The organism is Blastomonas natatoria, assembly GCF_003201955.1.
Taxonomy (GTDB): Bacteria; Pseudomonadota; Alphaproteobacteria; order Sphingomonadales; family Sphingomonadaceae; genus Blastomonas; species Blastomonas natatoria.
The window spans coordinates 83,262-100,712 of record NZ_QJJM01000005.1; the positions used below are offsets into that span (position 1 = coordinate 83,262).

The 17,451-nt window shown below is 64.7% G+C and carries 15 protein-coding genes; 8 read left to right on the forward strand and 7 right to left on the reverse strand.

The annotated features are described in order from the left end of the window. Positions 1-4 precede the first annotated feature (4 nt). The 3 genes from C7451_RS07490 (at position 5) to C7451_RS07505 (ending at position 2,649) form a co-directional block, all read left to right on the forward strand. Positions 5-631, forward strand: a complete 627-nt coding sequence (locus tag C7451_RS07490) for a DedA family protein (protein ID WP_110298355.1) — start codon at positions 5-7, stop codon at positions 629-631. A 198-nt stretch (positions 632-829) separates the two neighbouring features. Then, on the forward strand, positions 830-1,513 hold the full coding sequence (locus tag C7451_RS07495; RefSeq protein WP_110298356.1) for a TetR/AcrR family transcriptional regulator: 684 nt from the start codon (positions 830-832) through the stop codon (positions 1,511-1,513). Between the two features lie 572 nt (positions 1,514-2,085). Further along, the gene (locus tag C7451_RS07505; protein WP_167398470.1) at positions 2,086-2,649 is read left to right on the forward strand and encodes a TetR/AcrR family transcriptional regulator; all 564 of its coding nucleotides are present in this window, start codon (positions 2,086-2,088) and stop codon (positions 2,647-2,649) included. A gap of 17 nt (positions 2,650-2,666) precedes the next feature. On the opposite strand, the gene C7451_RS07510 is transcribed toward C7451_RS07505, so the two are convergent. The 4 genes from C7451_RS07510 to C7451_RS07525 all read right to left on the reverse strand — a co-directional run bounded on the left by C7451_RS07510 (position 2,667) and on the right by C7451_RS07525 (position 5,611). Continuing rightward, positions 2,667-3,458, reverse strand: coding sequence for a Coq4 family protein (locus tag C7451_RS07510; RefSeq protein ID WP_110298359.1), 792 nt, complete (start codon positions 3,456-3,458; stop codon positions 2,667-2,669). 62 nt (positions 3,459-3,520) lie between these two features. Continuing rightward, complete coding sequence (locus C7451_RS07515; protein ID WP_110298360.1) at positions 3,521-3,724, reverse strand: hypothetical protein; 204 nt, start codon at positions 3,722-3,724, stop codon at positions 3,521-3,523. 81 nt (positions 3,725-3,805) lie between these two features. Beyond that, the gene (trmB, locus tag C7451_RS07520) at positions 3,806-4,501 is read right to left on the reverse strand and encodes a tRNA (guanine(46)-N(7))-methyltransferase TrmB (RefSeq protein WP_110298361.1); all 696 of its coding nucleotides are present in this window, start codon (positions 4,499-4,501) and stop codon (positions 3,806-3,808) included. 48 nt (positions 4,502-4,549) lie between these two features. After that, the gene (locus C7451_RS07525; RefSeq protein ID WP_146215309.1) at positions 4,550-5,611 is read right to left on the reverse strand and encodes a hypothetical protein; all 1,062 of its coding nucleotides are present in this window, start codon (positions 5,609-5,611) and stop codon (positions 4,550-4,552) included. Positions 5,612-5,750: 139 nt separating this feature from the next. On the opposite strand from C7451_RS07525, the gene C7451_RS07530 reads away from it, so the two are divergent. The 4 genes from C7451_RS07530 to C7451_RS07545 all read left to right on the forward strand — a co-directional run bounded on the left by C7451_RS07530 (position 5,751) and on the right by C7451_RS07545 (position 10,865). Then, on the forward strand, positions 5,751-7,472 hold the full coding sequence (locus C7451_RS07530; RefSeq protein WP_110298363.1) for a long-chain-fatty-acid--CoA ligase: 1,722 nt from the start codon (positions 5,751-5,753) through the stop codon (positions 7,470-7,472). 132 nt (positions 7,473-7,604) lie between these two features. Beyond that, positions 7,605-8,003 (forward strand): hypothetical protein, encoded by a 399-nt coding sequence (locus C7451_RS07535; protein WP_110298364.1) that lies wholly within the window; start codon positions 7,605-7,607, stop codon positions 8,001-8,003. Positions 8,004-8,052: 49 nt separating this feature from the next. Then, complete coding sequence (locus C7451_RS07540) at positions 8,053-9,399, forward strand: TldD/PmbA family protein (protein WP_110298365.1); 1,347 nt, start codon at positions 8,053-8,055, stop codon at positions 9,397-9,399. Next, a complete protein-coding gene (locus tag C7451_RS07545; protein ID WP_110298366.1) occupies positions 9,399-10,865 on the forward strand; it encodes a DUF4403 family protein in 1,467 nt (488 codons plus the stop codon). Before C7451_RS07540 ends, C7451_RS07545 begins: the two co-directional genes overlap by 1 nt. A 7-nt stretch (positions 10,866-10,872) precedes the next feature. Here the strand turns inward: C7451_RS07545 and fghA are convergent, their stop codons facing one another. Beyond that, positions 10,873-11,724: an S-formylglutathione hydrolase gene (fghA, locus tag C7451_RS07550; protein WP_208625162.1), complete on the reverse strand. Its 852-nt coding sequence runs from the start codon at positions 11,722-11,724 to the stop codon at positions 10,873-10,875. Continuing rightward, positions 11,724-12,836 (reverse strand): S-(hydroxymethyl)glutathione dehydrogenase/class III alcohol dehydrogenase, encoded by a 1,113-nt coding sequence (locus C7451_RS07555; RefSeq protein WP_110298367.1) that lies wholly within the window; start codon positions 12,834-12,836, stop codon positions 11,724-11,726. Before C7451_RS07555 ends, fghA begins: the two co-directional genes overlap by 1 nt. A gap of 161 nt (positions 12,837-12,997) precedes the next feature. On the opposite strand from C7451_RS07555, the gene C7451_RS07560 reads away from it, so the two are divergent. Then, positions 12,998-15,046 (forward strand): GAF domain-containing hybrid sensor histidine kinase/response regulator, encoded by a 2,049-nt coding sequence (locus C7451_RS07560; RefSeq protein ID WP_208625163.1) that lies wholly within the window; start codon positions 12,998-13,000, stop codon positions 15,044-15,046. On the opposite strand, the gene C7451_RS07565 is transcribed toward C7451_RS07560, so the two are convergent. Continuing rightward, on the reverse strand, positions 15,047-17,311 hold the full coding sequence (locus C7451_RS07565) for an NADP-dependent malic enzyme (RefSeq protein ID WP_110298369.1): 2,265 nt from the start codon (positions 17,309-17,311) through the stop codon (positions 15,047-15,049). Positions 17,312-17,451: the final 140 nt, after the last annotated feature.

The window sequence follows — 17,451 nt, forward strand, 5'->3', positions numbered from 1 at the left end:
CGCGATGAACGGTCTGCTCGATCATCTGGCGGCGTTCATGACCGAGTACCGCTGGTGGGCCGGGCCCGTGTTCGCCCTGATCGCCTTTGGTGAATCGCTGGCGGTCGCCGGCATCTTCATTCCCGCAACGCCGATCCTGTTCATGGTCGGCGTGCTTGTCGGCAACGGCCGGATCGATGCGGCATCGGTCGTGCTGTTCGGCATGGCTGGGGCGATTGCCGGCTATTGGGTGTCGTGGAAGATCGGCCATCACCTCGGCCACCGCGCCTGGCAGACGCCGGCGCTGGTGCGGCATCGGCGCGGGATTGCGAGAACCCGGCTATTCTTTCGCCGCTGGGGCGGAATTTCGCTGATCGTCGGTCGGTATCTGCTCGGCCCGTTCCAGTCGATGCTGCCGCTGGTGGCAGGCGTCGCGCGGATGGATGCACGGCGCTTTCATCGCTGGAACATCGCCTCCGGGGTGTTGTGGGTCGTGCTGGTGCTTACCCCGGGGTTTCTCGTCGGCCGGGGTATCGCGATTGCAGGGATCGACCAGCGCTATCAAAATCAGATGATCGCCGTGCTGACTTTCGCGAGCTGTCTTCTGATCGTCGCGGGGCTGGCGGCAATGACGCGTCGGGGCAAGGCCTGACAGCGGCGCCGGCAACTGAAATAGCATTGATCATATTATAACAATTGCTATTATTTTAGCTCCAGATCGGCCGTATTTTTGCTGGATTGAAGGGCCTGCTGGTGTCATTCTAAGCCTCTGAAAAAGCTGGCAACCCCGATATTCCGTACAACCGGATGGCTGGCGATCTGGCAAGTTCCGTCAGTGGAGACCCAACGCATGCCGCCGTTCAGTGGCCAACCCGTCGAGCTTGATCCCAAGGTTATGCCCTTGCAGGATCGCGCGCGCGCCACCTATGAACAGATCATCCAGGCGACTGGCGAACTGCTTCCCGAGATCGGCATCGAACGCCTTTCGACGAACATGATAGCCGAACGTGCGGGGCTGACGCCGCCGGCGCTCTACCGCTATTTTCCCAACAAATATGCCATCCTGAGCGAGATGGGGCGGCGCCTGATCGCGGCGGAAAATGCGGTGGTCACCGAATGGCTGCAAAGCGACGGTTTTGCCATCGGCCGCGATCTGGAAGAGGAGGTGCAGACCTTTGCCGCGCTGCTCGACAAGCTCCGCGATGTCGTGCTTGCGCATCCCGGCGGCGCGTGGATCTATCGCGCGATGAGCGCCGTGCCCGTCCTGCAGGATATGCGCAAGCGCATGTCGAAGGAGATTGTCGACATCGTCTATCAGGCGGTGACCGAGGATTTCCCCAAGGTCGATCCCGAGCGGGTGCGCGGAGCAACCCTGCTGACGTCCATGGTCAACAACGCGGTGACCGAGACCATGGCAGACGACATGCCCACCGCCACCCTGTTGCGCAGGGAAGCAGCAAGAATGATGAGCATCTATTACCGCGATGTCGTTCTGTCGCATGCGCCGACACCCAAGGTCGAACCCGCCGACTGAGCCGCGATCGCAAGCGCATTGACAGTATACCATTTCTGATTTTAATAGTCCTAGCTAACTAATGCGGGGCGGATATGGATCATGAGCGTGATGGCAGGGATATCGGGGGTTCCGGCCGCCCGCAGGCATGTCATCGCGTCTGAACAGTGACCCGGATTTCCAGCTCGAAGCGCCGCCCGGCCTTGCGATCGACCTTGCGGAGCCGTCGCAAGCCGCACAACACCCGGGCATTGCCGCGCCAGCCCATTGCTCCCCCGGAAGACCTGACTGAACAGTCCGCCATTCCGGCCGAAGACCCCGTTCAACGCAAGCGCATCAAGGCAGCCCATCGGGCGCGCCGCGACGCAAAGGGCAGCCTGAGATTCGGTATGGCCTTGCGCCGCGTGATGCGCGCCGCAGGCCGCGCCTCGATCCAGCGAACCCGCAGGCACAGGCCCTGGCGCGGCCGGTAAAACGAACCGGTCCGGCAGCCAGCCTTGCGTGGCGCGCATCGCCACTGCTAAGTCGGCAGCATGGTGGCTCCTGATCTGATACCGCGCAAACAGCCCCAGCAGACCCGAAGCCGCGAAACCATGCAGCGCGTGCTCGAGGAGGCCGAGGCGCTGCTGGTCGAGCAGGGCGTGGACGGCTTCAACACCAATGTGCTGGCAGACAGGGCCAAGGTCGGCGTCCGCGCGATCTATCGCTATTTTCCGAACAAATGGGCCATTCTGGTCGAGCTGGTCGACCGATCCTATGCACGCGAACGCGAATGGGTCGGCCATCTCGGTGGGCTGAGGCCGGGGGACGACTGGCGCAGCGCGGTGGATCGCATGATCGACGGCTTCTATGCCGGAGCGAGCGCCAGCGCGAGCTATGGCGTGCTGCGCGCCGCCTGTCAGGTCTCGCCCCAGTTGCGCGCGGTCGAAGCCCGCAACGTCACCCGTTTCGAGACCGATGTGGCCGACACGCTTCTTGCCCTGGGCATGACCATCGCATCCGATCGTCGGCGGATCATCGCGCAGATCATCATCGAGATTTCGGGGCGCCTGATCGACCTCGCGCTGAAGGCCGAAGATCGCTCCGATGCCGCCCTGCTACTGGACGAACTCAAGCGGATGCTCCACGACCTGCTGGCACCGTATCTCCCCGGTTGAGAGCAGGAAGGAGATGGTCAGCCAGTCGTGGTCAAAGCCCTGGCAGGACCACCGATGCGATAGGGGTCGATGCCGGCAGCCCGCAACCGCTCATGCGCCTGACGATAGATTTTCGGCGCGGCAATGCCCATGCGCGCCCGCGCTGCCGCTAGCGGCTCTGCCAGCAAGGCGCGTACATCCTGGCGGAAAATGGCCTGTGCGATCCTGCCATGCCGCCGCGCTTCGGCCACCGCTCGAACAAAGGGCGCGTCGCTGCGCAGCCGAAGCGCGAATTCGGCCGTGCCCGCCCAGGCGATGACGATCTCGGTCCAGTCGCGATACTGGCCGCTGGTAAAGCCGAGCACGCATTGTTCGCCCAGGGGATCGCGACCATAGCCGGTCAGCACATGGGCCAGATCGTGCGTGTCGCGCAGCCGGTTGTTGAACCATTCGAGCTGGTCGGCATGCACACGCTGCCCGGGCCATCGGCTTGCCTCGACGAGACCCGCAGCCGACAGCCCTTCCGATCGCATGAAGCTGACATAGGCGTGGGCCACGCTGCCGGGTCCGTGACGCAGCAGGCTCTCATGGTCATCCAGAATATCGACGAGCGCGGGCTCGGCTGCCATGCGGGCCCGCCCCTCCGCGCTGGCGCAGAAGCGCCGTGCGATCTGCCGCGTGCTGCGGTTCGGAAGGCAGTCTGCCATGTGGAATACCTGGGCGGTATCCTCGGCATCGCGCATCAGCGCGCGAAAATGCTGCAAGGCCCGAATCGGGCGCATCCGCCGTGCTGAACGATCGGAGGCTTCGAAGGGAAGTTCGGTGAGCATGCACGCACCATCCTGACAAGGTGGAAGGTCAAGGATGAAAGTAATTACTTCCCTTTTGCGCGTCAACCCGTCATGGCAAGGCTGGTCGTGCCGTTGCGCGCTTCAGGACGATGCCCTTGCGAACAGGGCCGGCGTTCGCGGGTCAGCTTCGCACAGCCCTCGATCGCGCGCGCCAGATTGGCCTGGGTGCGATTGAGGCAATCGATCGCATATTCTATCCTTGCACGCACAAGCTCGGTAGTTTCAGCGCGCCAACGAAGCGCCATTGCGTGACAGCGCAGGCTCCAGATTACGGAACGCGCCGCTTCTGCTGGTCAGCGGGGCAGAATATCACTGTGCGCCGGGCGTTATCGACGCCTGTAGCGGAAATACCAGACTTCGTGGCCCTGCGCGCGCGCCTTGGCCTCGTAGCGGGTCTCGGGCCAGCCGCCGGGCCGGGTCAGGAAATCCCCGGGCTTCTCGCACAGCCAGTCAAAGGCGGGGTGATCGTTCATCACCATCATCGCATGCGCGACATAGATCGGGTGGTCAGTACCGAAGCGGAACTCGCCGCCCGGTTTCAGCTTGGACGCGATCAGGTCGACCGGCCCCTTGTTCATCATCCGGCGCTTGGCGTGGCGCGCCTTGGGCCAGGGATCGGGATGCAGCAGATAGACGAAGCTCAGCGCGCCGTCGGGCACCCGCTCGAGCACGTCGATGGCGTTGCCCATGTGCAGCCTGACATTGTGCAGATTCTGCTCGCGCACATGCTGCAGCGCGCCGACCACGCCGTTGAGGAACGGCTCTGCGCCGATGAAGCCGTGGTCGGGCAGCATGTCGGCGCGATAGGCCATATGCTCGCCCGCCCCGAAGCCGATCTCGAAATGCAGCGGGCGATCATCGCCGAACAGGCGGCGCGACGTGATCTCGCCCTCCTCGGGCACACTGATCTGCGGCAGCAGTTTCTCGACCAGCTCGGCCTGGCCCAGGCGCAGCTTGTGGTTCTGCTGTCGGCCATAAAGCCGCCGCACCGATACGGGGTCTCCGGGTTTGTACGCAGTCATGGGCAACGCGCCTAGCAAAGCCGGGCGACGATGCAAGCGGCTATCGGTTCATGGCTGCGCACCGGGCCGGTCCGGCGCTGCCTCCGATCCGGTTTCTTCGATCGCAACCGTGGTCAGCGGCCGCTGCGAATGAACGATTTCGTTCAAATGCGCGGGCGAGACAAGTCGATCGTGATCGACATATTGCAGGCTGCGATCGAGCTCGAGATACGAGATCGCAAAGCTTTTCTTCCCGTCCGCATCGAACAGGCCCGGTGAAGGCCGGACCGACGCAACCCGCCCGGCGTCATTATAGGCCAGCAGATACTGATCCGATGTCCCTTCGATGCGATAGATTCCGTGCGTTCCGAACACCGAATCGCGGCAATAGGCCTTGCCGCGCAAGGGCGCCCCGATGGTGGCATCGCGTTCGGAACCTTCGAGCAGGGCGCCTGCGACCGCGCTGGCCGCCGCCTTGTCGCGGCTGCGTCGCACCGGCCTGGCGGCCTTGCCGAAGGTCAGCGGCGTCGGGCAGTCGGCCAGCGGGCTCACTGCCGGGGCGGTAGCCAGAGTGCGGGGCCAGACAATCTGCCGCTGGAATTCGCCCATCAGGGCCTTCATTTCGGCCGCATCGAGCTTCAGCGACGTGATGCGGATCTTGATGATCCACCCGTCGGTCGCCGCCATGGCGATGGCGGTTGACCTGAACTCCCCGCCGCCGAGTGCATAGATCGCCTGAAGTCCGTTTGCGCGATCCTGACCTGGGGGGACGAACGGGCCGAATTCCTCTGTCGACGCGATCGTCCAGCGATCGGCCGTTGCGATGGTGGCAGTGGCGCGGTCGAACCAGAGCGGCAGGTCGCCAGCGGCAGGTCGGAAAACATAGACCGTGGCGAAGGTCGCCTGGTCAGGGCTTTCAAATCGCGCATGGACATCGAGCTCTCGCGGCGCAGAAGACAGGACTTTGTAGAGTTGCAGGCCGGCAAGGACCGGTTCCAGCGACAGTTGCGTCCGCGCATGCGTCCATTGGCCGCGCTTCTGGCTGTCCGGGACTTCGCGCGCATGAACAGTGTGGCCGGCCAGCCCAAGTAAGACCACCAGAACTTGGCAGGCTCTACTGATCGTCGTCATGCTGGCACCTTCTCCCCGCGTCCGCACACTGTGTTGCGAGAAACCAAGGATTGCAATCGAACATTTCTATCGGCAGCGTTCAGGCTTATGGATAGCAAGCGGCTTGTCTGGCGCGCGGGTCTTATTTACAGTGATGTCAATGACAGACGCTTCTGCCCCCGCTTCGACCGCCCCTTCCGCCGCTGCCGATGACGCAGAGCCGATCTGGAAGACGCATTACAACCATCCCTGCCCCTGGGATCAGACCTTTCCGCCGCTGTCGCTGCCGGACATGTTCTTCGCTTCGGTCGCACGCAAGCATTCGGCACCCCTGCTCGATTTCATGGAGCGCAAGTACAGCTACGACCAGGTCGCTCACGGTGTCGCCAGGGTAGCCAAGGGTCTGCAGGCTCTCGGGATCGGCAAGGGCGACCGGGTCGGCCTGTTCCTTCCCAATGTGCCGCATTATGTCGCTGCCTATTACGGCGCTATGGCAGCCGGGGCGACGGTGGTCAATTTCTCGCCGCTCTATACCGTGGACGAGCTCGCCCATCAGGTCGAGGACAGCGGCACGACGATCCTCTTCACGCTGTCCGCGACGGCACTGCTGCCGACTGCACTCAAGGTGCTCGACAAGTCCACACTGCAGCGGCTGGTCGTCGGATCGGTGGCAGGCGGGCTGCCGCCGCTCAAGTCGCTGCTCTTCCGGCTGTTCAAGAGCAAGGAAACGACGCCGCTCCCGAACGATCCGCGCATCACGCGGTTTTCGAAGCTGATTGCCAATGACGGGCAATATGCGCCCGTGCAGATCGATGCGGAGCGCGACATCGCACTGTTCCAGTATACCGGCGGCACCACCGGCACGCCCAAGGGTGCGATGCTGAGCCACCAGAATCTCTCGGCCAATGCACGCCAGGTCAACGCGATCGATCCGCGCAACGACAGCGAGCATGACCGCATTCTGGGCGTGCTGCCCTTCTTCCATGTCTTCGCCAACACCTGCGTGCTCAACCGCACCGTGCTCAACGGCGGCGAGATCGTGATGCTGCCGCGCTTCGAGGCCGAGGCCGCGCTCAAGGCGATTACCCGCACCCGGGTCACCGCCCTGCCCGGCGTGCCGACTATGTACCAGGCGCTGCTCGACAATCCGGAGATCGCGAACACCAATTTCGCCAGCTTGCGTGCCTGCATTTCGGGCGGTGCACCGCTGGCAGCCGAGGTCAAGGCGCGGTTCGAGGATGCGACCGGCGCCAATGTCGTCGAAGGCTATGGCCTGACCGAGAGCAGCGGCGTCGTCTCGACCAATCCCTATGAGGGGCTCAACAAGCCCGGCACCATCGGCCAGCCCTTGCCCGGAACGCTGGTACGCCTTGTGGACAAGGAAGACCCGACCAGGGACGTGGCGCCCGGCGAACCCGGCGAGATCATCTTTTCCGGCCCCCAGGTGATGCGCGGCTACTGGAACCGCCCCGATGCCGATGCCGATGTGTTCATCGGCAATTTCCTGCGCACCGGCGATGTCGGGCAGATCGACGAACAGGGCTATATCCGCATCGTCGACCGCATCAAGGACATGATCGCGGTGGGCGGGTTCAAGGTGTTTCCCAGCCAGATCGAGGAAGTGCTCTATCGCCACCCTGCCGTGAAGGAGGCGCTGGTGATCGGCGTGCCCGATACCTATCGCGGCGAAAGCCCCAAGGCGTTTGTCGCGCTGCAGGACGATGCCGAGATCGACGGGCCTGGGTTGATGGCGTGGCTCAATCCGCAACTGGGCAAGCACGAAAGGGTGATCGCGGTCGACATCCGCGAGGCTCTGCCCAAGACGCTGATCGGCAAGCTCGACCGGAAGGCCCTCCGCAAGGCCGAAGGCATTGCGGCATAGAACGGCGCGCAAGGCCGGGGATATACGGCCCTAAGCCGTTGCGCGATGCCCCTTGCCAAGCTGTCACATCAATGACACACTCCCCGTAAATGCAGGGGTGGGGCCTGCATTTGGCAAGGCAGGGGAACGCATATGCCCAATGCTCTGGAAAAGCGGTTCGAGGCCGCGCGCTACAACGCCAATATCGTCAAGCCGTTCGTGCCCGAGAGCCTTTGGGAAAAGCGGATCAGCAACCATGTTGCCTATGCGCTGCTGGTCTATACCGGCCTGCAGATCTTCGTGGTGATGCAGGCGATCAAGGTCGATGGCATGACCATTCTGCCTTATCTGGGCCTGGTCGCGCTGGTCGGCATCGTCATTCCCCTGTGCCGCCGGGTCGAACGGCGATGGCAGGGCCTGGTGCGCAGCAATGCGGCCGAAGCAACGCTGGCCGCGGCCTATCGCGGCGATCGCCTGGGCATCTGGCTGTTCGCGATCGGCTTTCCCTTCGGCTTTGTCGCGCTGATCAAGGGCCTTGCCGCACTGATCTGAATGCGGCGGTTCGATTGACCCGAGCCTGCCAGCGACCTACATCGCGCTGATGCAGACCCCCGAACAAGCCAGCGATCTGGCGCAAGACCTTGTTGCCCGCGCCATGGCCGCCGGTGCGACTGCCGCCGATGCCGTCTTTGCCTGCGATGCTTCTACCGATGTCCAGATGCGCCTGGGTGCGCTCGAGGACGTGCAGCGGTCCGAAAGTGCCGCGATCGGTCTCAGGGTGTTTCACGGGAAACAGTCGGCCAGCGTCTCGGGCGCCGACGTCAGCGCCGCCGGACTTGCCACCCTGGCCGAGCGCGCCGTCGCGATGGCGCGGCTGGCCCCCGAAGACGCCTATGCCGGACTTGCCCCCGAAGAGCTGCTGATGCGTAGCGCCCTGCCCGATCTGGAACTCGACGATGGCGGCGACCCCGATCCGCAGCACTTGCGCGAACTGGCGCTCGCCTGCGAGGATGCGGCACGCGCCGTGCCGGGCGTGACCAACAGCGAGGGAGGCTCTGCCAGCGCGGTACGATCGGTCATGGCGCTCGCCACCAGTCACGGGTTCTGCGGCAGCTATGGCGGCAGCCGCTATGGCATTGCCGCCAGCGTGCTCGCCGCGCGCGACGGACAGATGGAACGCGATTCGGCCTCGCACAGCACACGCTTCCTCGCCGATCTGGAATCGGCCGAAGCCGTCGGGCGCCGCGCCGGAGAACGCGCGGTCGAGCGGTTGGGCGCGGGCAAGATCGAGAGCGGGCCGATGCCGGTCATCTATGATCGCCGCGCGGGCGGATCGCTGCTCGGGCCGCTGCTCGGCGCGATCTCGGGCGGCGCGATCGCGCGCAAGACGAGCTTCCTGCTCGACCGGCGCGGCCGGCCGGTGTTCGATTCGAGCGTCTCGATCATCGACGATCCGCACCGCGCCCGGGGTCAGCGCTCCCGCGCCTTCGATGGCGAAGGCCTGCCCACCGCGCCCTGGCGGATCATCAATCATGGTGTGCTGAGCGGCTGGATGATGGACAGCGCCTCGGCCCGTCAGCTGAGCGAAGCGCCGACCGGCCATGCTGCCCGCGGGGTGAGCGGTGCACCCTCTACGGGCTCCAGCAACGTCCATATGGAAGCGGGAAGCGTCAGCCCCGAGGCGCTGATGGCGGACATCAAGCTGGGCGTGTACGTCACCCAGCTGATCGGCATGGGCGTGAATGGCGTCACCGGCGATTACAGCCGCGGCGCGAGCGGCTTCATCATCCGCGACGGTCAGCTTGCCGAACCGATCAGCGAGATCACCATTGCGGGCAATCTCAAGGACATGTTCGCAGCGCTGATCCCGGCCGACGACCTCGAATTTCGCTATGGCGTCAATGTCCCGACGCTGCGCATCGACGGCATGGTCGTGGCCAGCAGCTGATGCGCATCGCCGCGAGCGCGCTCGCTTTTGCCGGGCTGGTGCTGCTTGCAGGCTGCGGCGGCTGGCGCGACGAGGGGCGCCCGCCGCGCACCGATGACGCGATCACCATCCCGCCCCAGGCCTCGCTTGTCTCGGTGCCGGTAGAAGCCGATCTCGGCAATCTTGCGCGTGCGATGGAGCGGCAGGTGCCGCGCCGCCTGTGGAGCATCGACCAGAAGGATCAGGTCTGCATCGCCAGCGAAAAGGTCGATCTGGGGATCGCCAAGGTCAAGACACCCAAGATCAAGTGCCGCATCGTCGGGCAGGTGACGCGCGGCGCGATTTCGGTCGCAGGGTCGGGCCAGCGCATCCGGCTGTCGATCCCGATCACCGCGGTCGTCCGGGCCGAGGATATCGCCGGAATCCTCAAGCGCGAGACCGCGACCGCGCGCGCGATGGTCCATGCCGATATCCGCATGACCATCGCCCGCGACTGGACCCCGCGCGGAACGCTCGACCTCGACTATTCCTGGACCACCGAGCCGCATATCGAGTTTCTCGGCCAGAAAATCCGGTTCACGCAGGAAGCCGAGCGCGAGCTGGCGCCGATCGTCGCCAGGCTGGAGCGCGAACTGCCCGGCGAACTCGGCAAGCTCGAGCTGCGTCGCCAGATCGAAAAGGCCTGGGCCTCCGCCTTCACTTCCGTAGTGCTGAACGAACGCAACCCCGAGGTCTGGATGCGCATCACCCCGCGCGAGCTGCAATATGGCGGCTACGAGATCGCGAGCGGTCGGTTGCGGCTGAAGCTGGGGATGCGCGCGCTCACCGAGACCTATGTGGGTCACAAACCACGACCGCGTGCCCCGAAGCCGCTGCCGCCCATGCAGCCGCTCGAGGCGCAGACCGGCGAACTGGCCTTTTTCCTTCCGGTGTTCGGCGACTATCGCGCGCTGCAGCCGGTGCTGCTGGAAGCGCTGCAGAAGCGGTCGCGCCGTCCGTTCGAGGTGCCGGGCCTGAACCCCGTCGATGCGACTTTCAAGGCAGCGACCATCTATGGCACCAGGGGCGGCAAGATCGCCGTGGGCCTGACCTTCAGCGCGCACGAACGCGGCAGCAAGACGCCGACATCGGGCACGGTCTGGATGACGGGCAAGCCGGTCAATGCCGAGGATTCGCGCCGCGTCGGCTTCGAGGATTTCGAGGTCACGGGTACGACCGACATGACCGGAGGCGACCTCATTCTCGATCTGATCAACGCGCCTGGCGTCGCGCCGATGGTGGCCGAGCTGCTCGCACAGAATTTCGAGCGCGACTATGCCGAACTGCTCGGCAAAATCGACCGCGCGATCGAGGCCAAGCGCACGGGCGATCTGGTCATCCATGCCGAGGTGAAGCGGGCGAGGACCGGCCAGCTGCAGGCCGCCGGCGCCGGGCTCTATCTGCCCGTCTGGGCGAGCGGCACCGCGACGGTGACGATCGCCCCCTGATCCTTGGTCAGGCCTTCAGCCGCTCGGCATGCCAGCGCAGGTGATCCTCCATGAAGGTGGAAATGAAGTAATAGCTGTGATCATAGCCCGGCTGCAGGCGCAGCGTCAGGTCGATTCCCGCCTTTTCGCAAGCCTCAGCCAGCAGTTGCGGCTTGAGCTGTTCGGCCAGGAAGCTGTCGGCATCGCCCTGATCGACCAGCAGCGCCGGCACGCGCGCGCCATCCTCGATCAGTGCCACCGCATCATGGGCGCGCCAGGCGGCACGGTCCTCGCCCAGATAGCCGGTCAGCGCCTTGATGCCCCACGGCACCTGCGACGGCGCGACGATCGGCGCAAAGGCCGAAACCGCACGAAAGCGCTCGGCATGGGTGAGGCCGATGGTCAGCGCACCATGCCCGCCCATCGAATGGCCCATGATCGATTGGCGCGCCAAGTTCGCCGGGAAGCAGTCGCCGATGATCTCGGGCAGTTCCTCGGTGATGTAGCTCCACATGCGGTAATGCTGCGCGAACGGGTCTTGCGTGGCATCGACATAGAAGCCGGCGCCAAGGCCGAAATCATAGGCCCCGTCCTGGTCATCGGCGACGCCCTCGCCGCGCGGGCTGGTATCGGGCGCGACGAAGATCAGGCCGAGCTCGGCGCAAGCCCGCCTGAAATCCCCCTTTTCGGTGACATTGGCATGCGTGCAGGTCAGGCCCGAAAGATACCAGACCACCGGCAGCTTCTCGCCCTCTGCATGATCGGGCACGAAGACCGAGAAGGTCATGTCGTTGCCGGTCACCTCCGAGGCATGGCGCAGCACCGCCTGCTCGCCGCCGAAGCTCTTCGCCGACGAAATGGTTTCCACCGCGACCGGCATCAGAACACCACCACGGAGCGGATCGACTTGCCCGCATGCATCAGGTCGAATGCGGTGTTGATCTCTTCCAGACCCATGACATGCGTGATCATCGGGTCGATCTCGATCTTGCCCTGCATATACATGTCGACGATCTTGGGCACGTCGGTGCGGCCCTTGGCCCCGCCGAACGCGGTGCCGCGCCAGTTGCGCCCGGTCACCAGCTGGAACGGCCGAGTCGCGATCTCCTTGCCCGCTTCCGCAACGCCGATGATGATCGAGGTGCCCCAGCCGCGATGGCAGGCCTCCAGCGCGGTGCGCATCACCTCGGTATTGCCGGTCGCATCGAAGGTATAGTCCGCGCCGCCATCGGTCATTTCGACGATCTTCGCGACGACATCCTCGCGGCTCATGCCCCTGGAATTGAGGAACGCGGTCATGCCGAACTTGCGGCCCCATTCCTCGCGATCCGGGTTGATGTCGACGCCGATGATCCTGTCCGCACCCGCCAGCCGCGCACCCTGGATGACGTTAAGGCCGATGCCGCCGAGACCGAACACCACGACATTGTCGCCGACCTGGACCTTGGCGGTGTTGATCACCGCACCGACGCCGGTGGTGACGCCGCAGCCGATATAGCAGCTGGTCTGGAACGGCGCGTCCTCACGGATCTTCGCGACCGCGATCTCGGGCAGCACGGTGAAGTTCGAGAAGGTCGAGCATCCCATATAGTGATAGATCGGCTGTCCCTTGTAGCTGAACCGCGTGGTGCCATCGGGCATCAGGCCCTTGCCCTGGGTCGCGCGGATCGCGGTGCACAGGTTGGTCTTGCCCGACAGGCAGCTTTTGCACTGGCGGCATTCGGGGGTGTAGAGCGGGATGACATGATCGCCCGGCTTCACTGACGTCACGCCCGTGCCGACCTCGCGCACGATCCCGGCGCCTTCATGACCGAGTACGCTGGGGAAGATGCCCTCGCTGTCGAACCCGTCGAGCGTATAGGCATCGGTGTGGCAGATGCCCGTTGCCATGATCTCGACCAGCACTTCTCCGGCCTTGGGGCCTTCAAGGTCGAGTTCGACGATCTCCAGCGGCTTCTTGGCTTCGAAGGCAACGGCGGCACGGGTCTTCATGGGTCGCAGACTTTCTTTCGATGGGGGTGCGCCGCCTCTAGCATCGCTCCGGCCTTCCGTTAAGCCCGCAACTGCGCCGACCACCTGGCCCAAGAAAAACATCGATGCTTCTGGTGCTTGGCGATCCTTGGCCTATATTGGCGCAAAACTTGGTGCGCGGCATGCTTCGCGCGACTACGGACGGGTCGATGCTGCTCAATCCCAGCCAGGCCGGCCTCAGGGCCGATGACGACGCCGCGCGGCTCAATGCCCTGCGCGCCTATCAGCTGTCTCCCGATGACAGCGACAATGCGCTTTACGAGGATCTCGTCAGCATCGCCCGGTCGATCGGTGCCAGCGAGGCGGCGTATATCTCGATCGTCGAGGACGAGCGGCAATGGTTCAAGGCATCACTGGGCCTGGATCTGAAGGAAACGCCGCGCTCCATTGCCTTTTGCGACCATGCGATCCGATCGAGCGAGGTCATGGTCGTGCTCGATGCGACCGCCGATCCGCGCTTTGCCGACAATCCCCTCGTCACCGGGCCTCCGCACATCCGCTTCTATGCCGGCGCACCGGTGATCAACGCGGACGGTTTTGCGCTGGGGACCATCTGCCTGTCCGACAGCCGCGCGCGCGAGGGCTTTGACGGAGCCCCCCTGCTCGCTGCACTGGCACGGCAGGTGGCGGCGCTGCTCGAACTGCGCAAGCAGCTGATCCATCAGCAGCTCGCCGCAGACCTCGCCGCCGATCAGCGCGACCGGCTGTGGGACAGCTCGCTCGACATGATGCTGATCACCACGACCGACGGGCTGCTGGTGGCGGGAAACCCCGCCTGGGAAAAGGCGTTCGGCCCGGTCCCTGCCGATGGCCAGGGGCATATCCGCGACTATTTCGCCCATCCCGACGAGGCCGAGGTGGTCCATCTCGCCAGCGGTCAGACCGATGTCCAGCTCGAGCGCGAGATGCGCGGGCACGACGGCCAGGCAATCTATGCGAGCTGGAGCCTGGCACGCGAGGGTGAACTGATCTTCGGCATCGCGCGCGATATCACGCGCGCCCGCGCCGCAGAGGCCCAGCTGGCCCAGGTTCAGCGGATGGAATCGATCGGCCAGCTGACCGGCGGCATCGCCCATGATTTCAACAACCTGCTCACGATCATCACCGGCAACCTCGACATCGCCCAGAAGCGCATCGCCTCCGGTCAGGTCGAACGTGCCGAGGCCGCGATCGCCAACGCCCGCGATGGCGCGAGCCGCGCCGCGAACCTGACCCAGCGCCTGCTCGCCTATGCCCGGCGCCAGTCGCTGACCCCGACGCTGATCCGCCCGACCGAACTGATCCGCGACCTTCAGCCACTGGCCGCGCAAGCGCTCGACGATCGCCACGAACTGGCGGTCGAGTGCCCCGACAGTCTCTGGCCGATCACGGTCGATGCGAGCCAGCTTGAAAATGCGCTGCTCAACCTGGTGGTCAACGCGCGCGACGCGATGGAACAGCCCGGGACGATCACCATCCACGGTGCCAATGCGCTGCGCAGCGAAGAGGACATGCACGACGGGCATGATGCACCGCCGGGCCGCTATGTCCGCTTCTGCGTGCACGACACCGGATCGGGCATTCCGGCAGACATTGCCGCGCATATCTTCGAGCCGTTCTTCACCACCAAGGAGATCGGCAAGGGCACAGGCCTTGGCCTCAGCCAGGTGCAGGGCTTTGTCGCGCAATCGGGCGGGTTCGTGACGCTGAAGACCGCGCCCGGCGAGGGCACGACGCTGAGCCTGTGGCTCCCGGTGACGGCGGATGCCTTCGACGATCTGCCGGGCGAGGGAAGCGCGGGTCTGGCCGAACCTGCCTGCCGTCCCGATTGCACGATCCTTTTGGCCGAAGACAATGCCGCGCTCCGGGCGCATGTCAGCGACGTGCTGCAGGAAGCTGGTTTCAACGTGGTCGAGGCCGAAGACGGCCAGGCCGCGCTCAACACGATGCGCAGTGCCGAAAAGCGCCCCGATTTGCTGCTGAGCGACATCACCATGCCGCGGCTCGACGGCAAGGCGCTTGCTGCCGAGGTCCATCGCTCCTGGCCGGACATCCCGATCGTGCTGATGACCGGCTATGCCGGCGGCGCGCTGGAAAGCTGCCCGCACAATGTTCTGATCACCAAGCCGTTTGCGCCTGACGATCTGGTGGCTCTGGTCCGCCGGACCATTGCCACCAGCCAGCCTGGCTGATCAGCCCACCACGCCCGCCGAGGCCAGCAGCGCCAGCGTCAGCAGATCGCCAGCGGTCGAGGACATGGCGGCAATCTGCACCGGCTTTTCCATGCCGATCAGCATCGGTCCGATCATCGCGTCGCCGCCCAGTTCGCGCAGCAGCTTGGCCGAAAGATTGGCCGATTGCAGCCCCGGCATGATCAGCACATTGGCCGGTGCCGACAGACGGCAGAACGGATAATTGGCCATCAGCCTGGGGTTGAGCGCGACGTCGGGCGACATCTCGCCTTCATATTCGAATGCGACCCCGCGCTGATCCAGGATGCTCACCGCGTCGCGGATATTGTCCAGCCAGCGACCCGAAGGATTGCCGAAATTGGAATAGGACAGGAACGCGACACGCGGTTCATGCCCCAGACGCCGCGCGACATGGGCGGTGTTCTCCGCGATGCACGCCAGTTCCTCGGCGCTTGGCCGCTCGTTTACCGTGGTATCGGCCAGGAACACCGTGTGACTCTTGCCGACCATCACATGGATGCCAAAAGGCGTTTCGCCCGGCTTGGGATCGAGCACGCGGCGAATCTCGCGCATCGACTGGCCGAAAGTGCGGGTAATGCCGGTCAGCATCGCACCGGCCTCGCCCAGATGCAGCAGCGCCGAGCCGAAGATGTTGCGATCCTGGTTGACCATGCGCTTGACGTCGCGCTTGAGATAACCGCGCCGCTGCAGCCGTTCGTAGAGCACGTCGACCATGTGCGGCACCAGCGGCGAGTTGGCGCTGTTGTGCACCTCGAACGCCATGGGATCGTCGACCGCCAGTTCCTTCAGCTTGTCGCGGACGCGCTGTTCGCGGCCGACCAGCACCGGCGTGCCATAGCCGCCATCGCGGAACTGGATCGCGGCGCGCAGCACCACTTCTTCCTCGGCCTCGGCAAAGACCACGCGCTTGGGATTGGCGCGCGCATCGCTATAGACCTGGGTCAGCACGGCGGTCGTCGGGTTGAGCCTGGACTTGAGCGAATGGCGATATTCGGCCATGTCCTCGATGCGCTTCTGCGCGACGCCGGTGTCCATCGCCGCCTGCGCGACCGCCGCCGAAACGCGCTCCATCAACCGCGGATCGAACGGTGCCGGAATGATGTAGTCGACGCCGAATTTCTGGCTCGCACCGCCATAAGCCGCAGCGACCTCCTCGGGCACCTGCTCGCGCGCCAGTTCGGCGATCGCCTTGGCCGCCGCGATCTTCATTTCCTCGTTGATCGCCGTCGCACGCACATCAAGCGCGCCGCGGAAGATGAACGGGAAACCCAGCACATTGTTGACCTGGTTGGGATAGTCCGACCGGCCGGTGGCGATGATCGCATCGGGGCGCGCCGCCTTGGCATCGGGCGGCGTGATTTCCGGGTCGGGATTGGCCATGGCGAAGATGATCGGCTGGGGCGCCATCTTCATCACCATCTCGGGCTTGAGCGCCCCTGCGGCCGAAAGCCCCAGGAAGATATCGGCGCCATCCAGCGCCTCTTCGAGCGTCCGCCGGTCGGTCTTGGCGGCATGCGCCGACTTCCACTGATCCAGATCGTCGCGGCCCTGATAGATCACGCCCGAGCGGTCGCACATCAGCACATTGTCGTGCCGCACGCCCATCGCCTTGATCAGCTCGGTACAGGCGATGGCAGCGGCGCCCGCACCATTGACCACCACCTTCACATCGGCAAAGTCACGCCCCGTGAGGTAACAGGCGTTGAGCAGGCCGGCGGCGGATATGATCGCCGTGCCGTGCTGGTCATCGTGCATGACCGGAATGTTCATCCGCTCTTTCAGCGCCTGTTCGATGATGAAACAGGCAGGTGCGCCGATATCTTCCAGGTTGATGCCGCCGAAGCTCGGCTCGAGCAGCTCGACGCACTCGATGAACCGGTCGACATCCTCGGTATTCACCTCGATATCGATCGAATCCACATCCGCGAAGCGCTTGAACAGCACCGCCTTGCCTTCCATCACCGGCTTGGAGGCCAGCGCGCCCAGATTGCCGAGGCCAAGGATTGCGGTGCCGTTGGAGATGACCGCAACCAGGTTGCCCTTGGCGGTATAGTCATAGGCAGTGGCCGGGTCTTCGGCAATGGCGCGCACCGGCACGGCGACGCCTGGCGAATAGGCGAGGCTCAGATCGCGCTGGGTAGCCATCGGCTTGGAGGCGATGATCTCGAGCTTGCCGGGGCGCCCGGTGGAATGGAAGTGCAGCGCCTCGCGCTCGGTGAACTGGACGTTGCTCTTCTCGCTCATCGACAGGCCCTTGTCTGGCGACCGCAGGGGCGCGGCCGCAGGTTGATTCGATTGTGGTTTTGCCGATTGCCGGCCTGATGGTTTGAGGACGCCCCGCAGGTTCGTGCATAGCCGTGACGGTACGGATTGGGCAAGTGTTC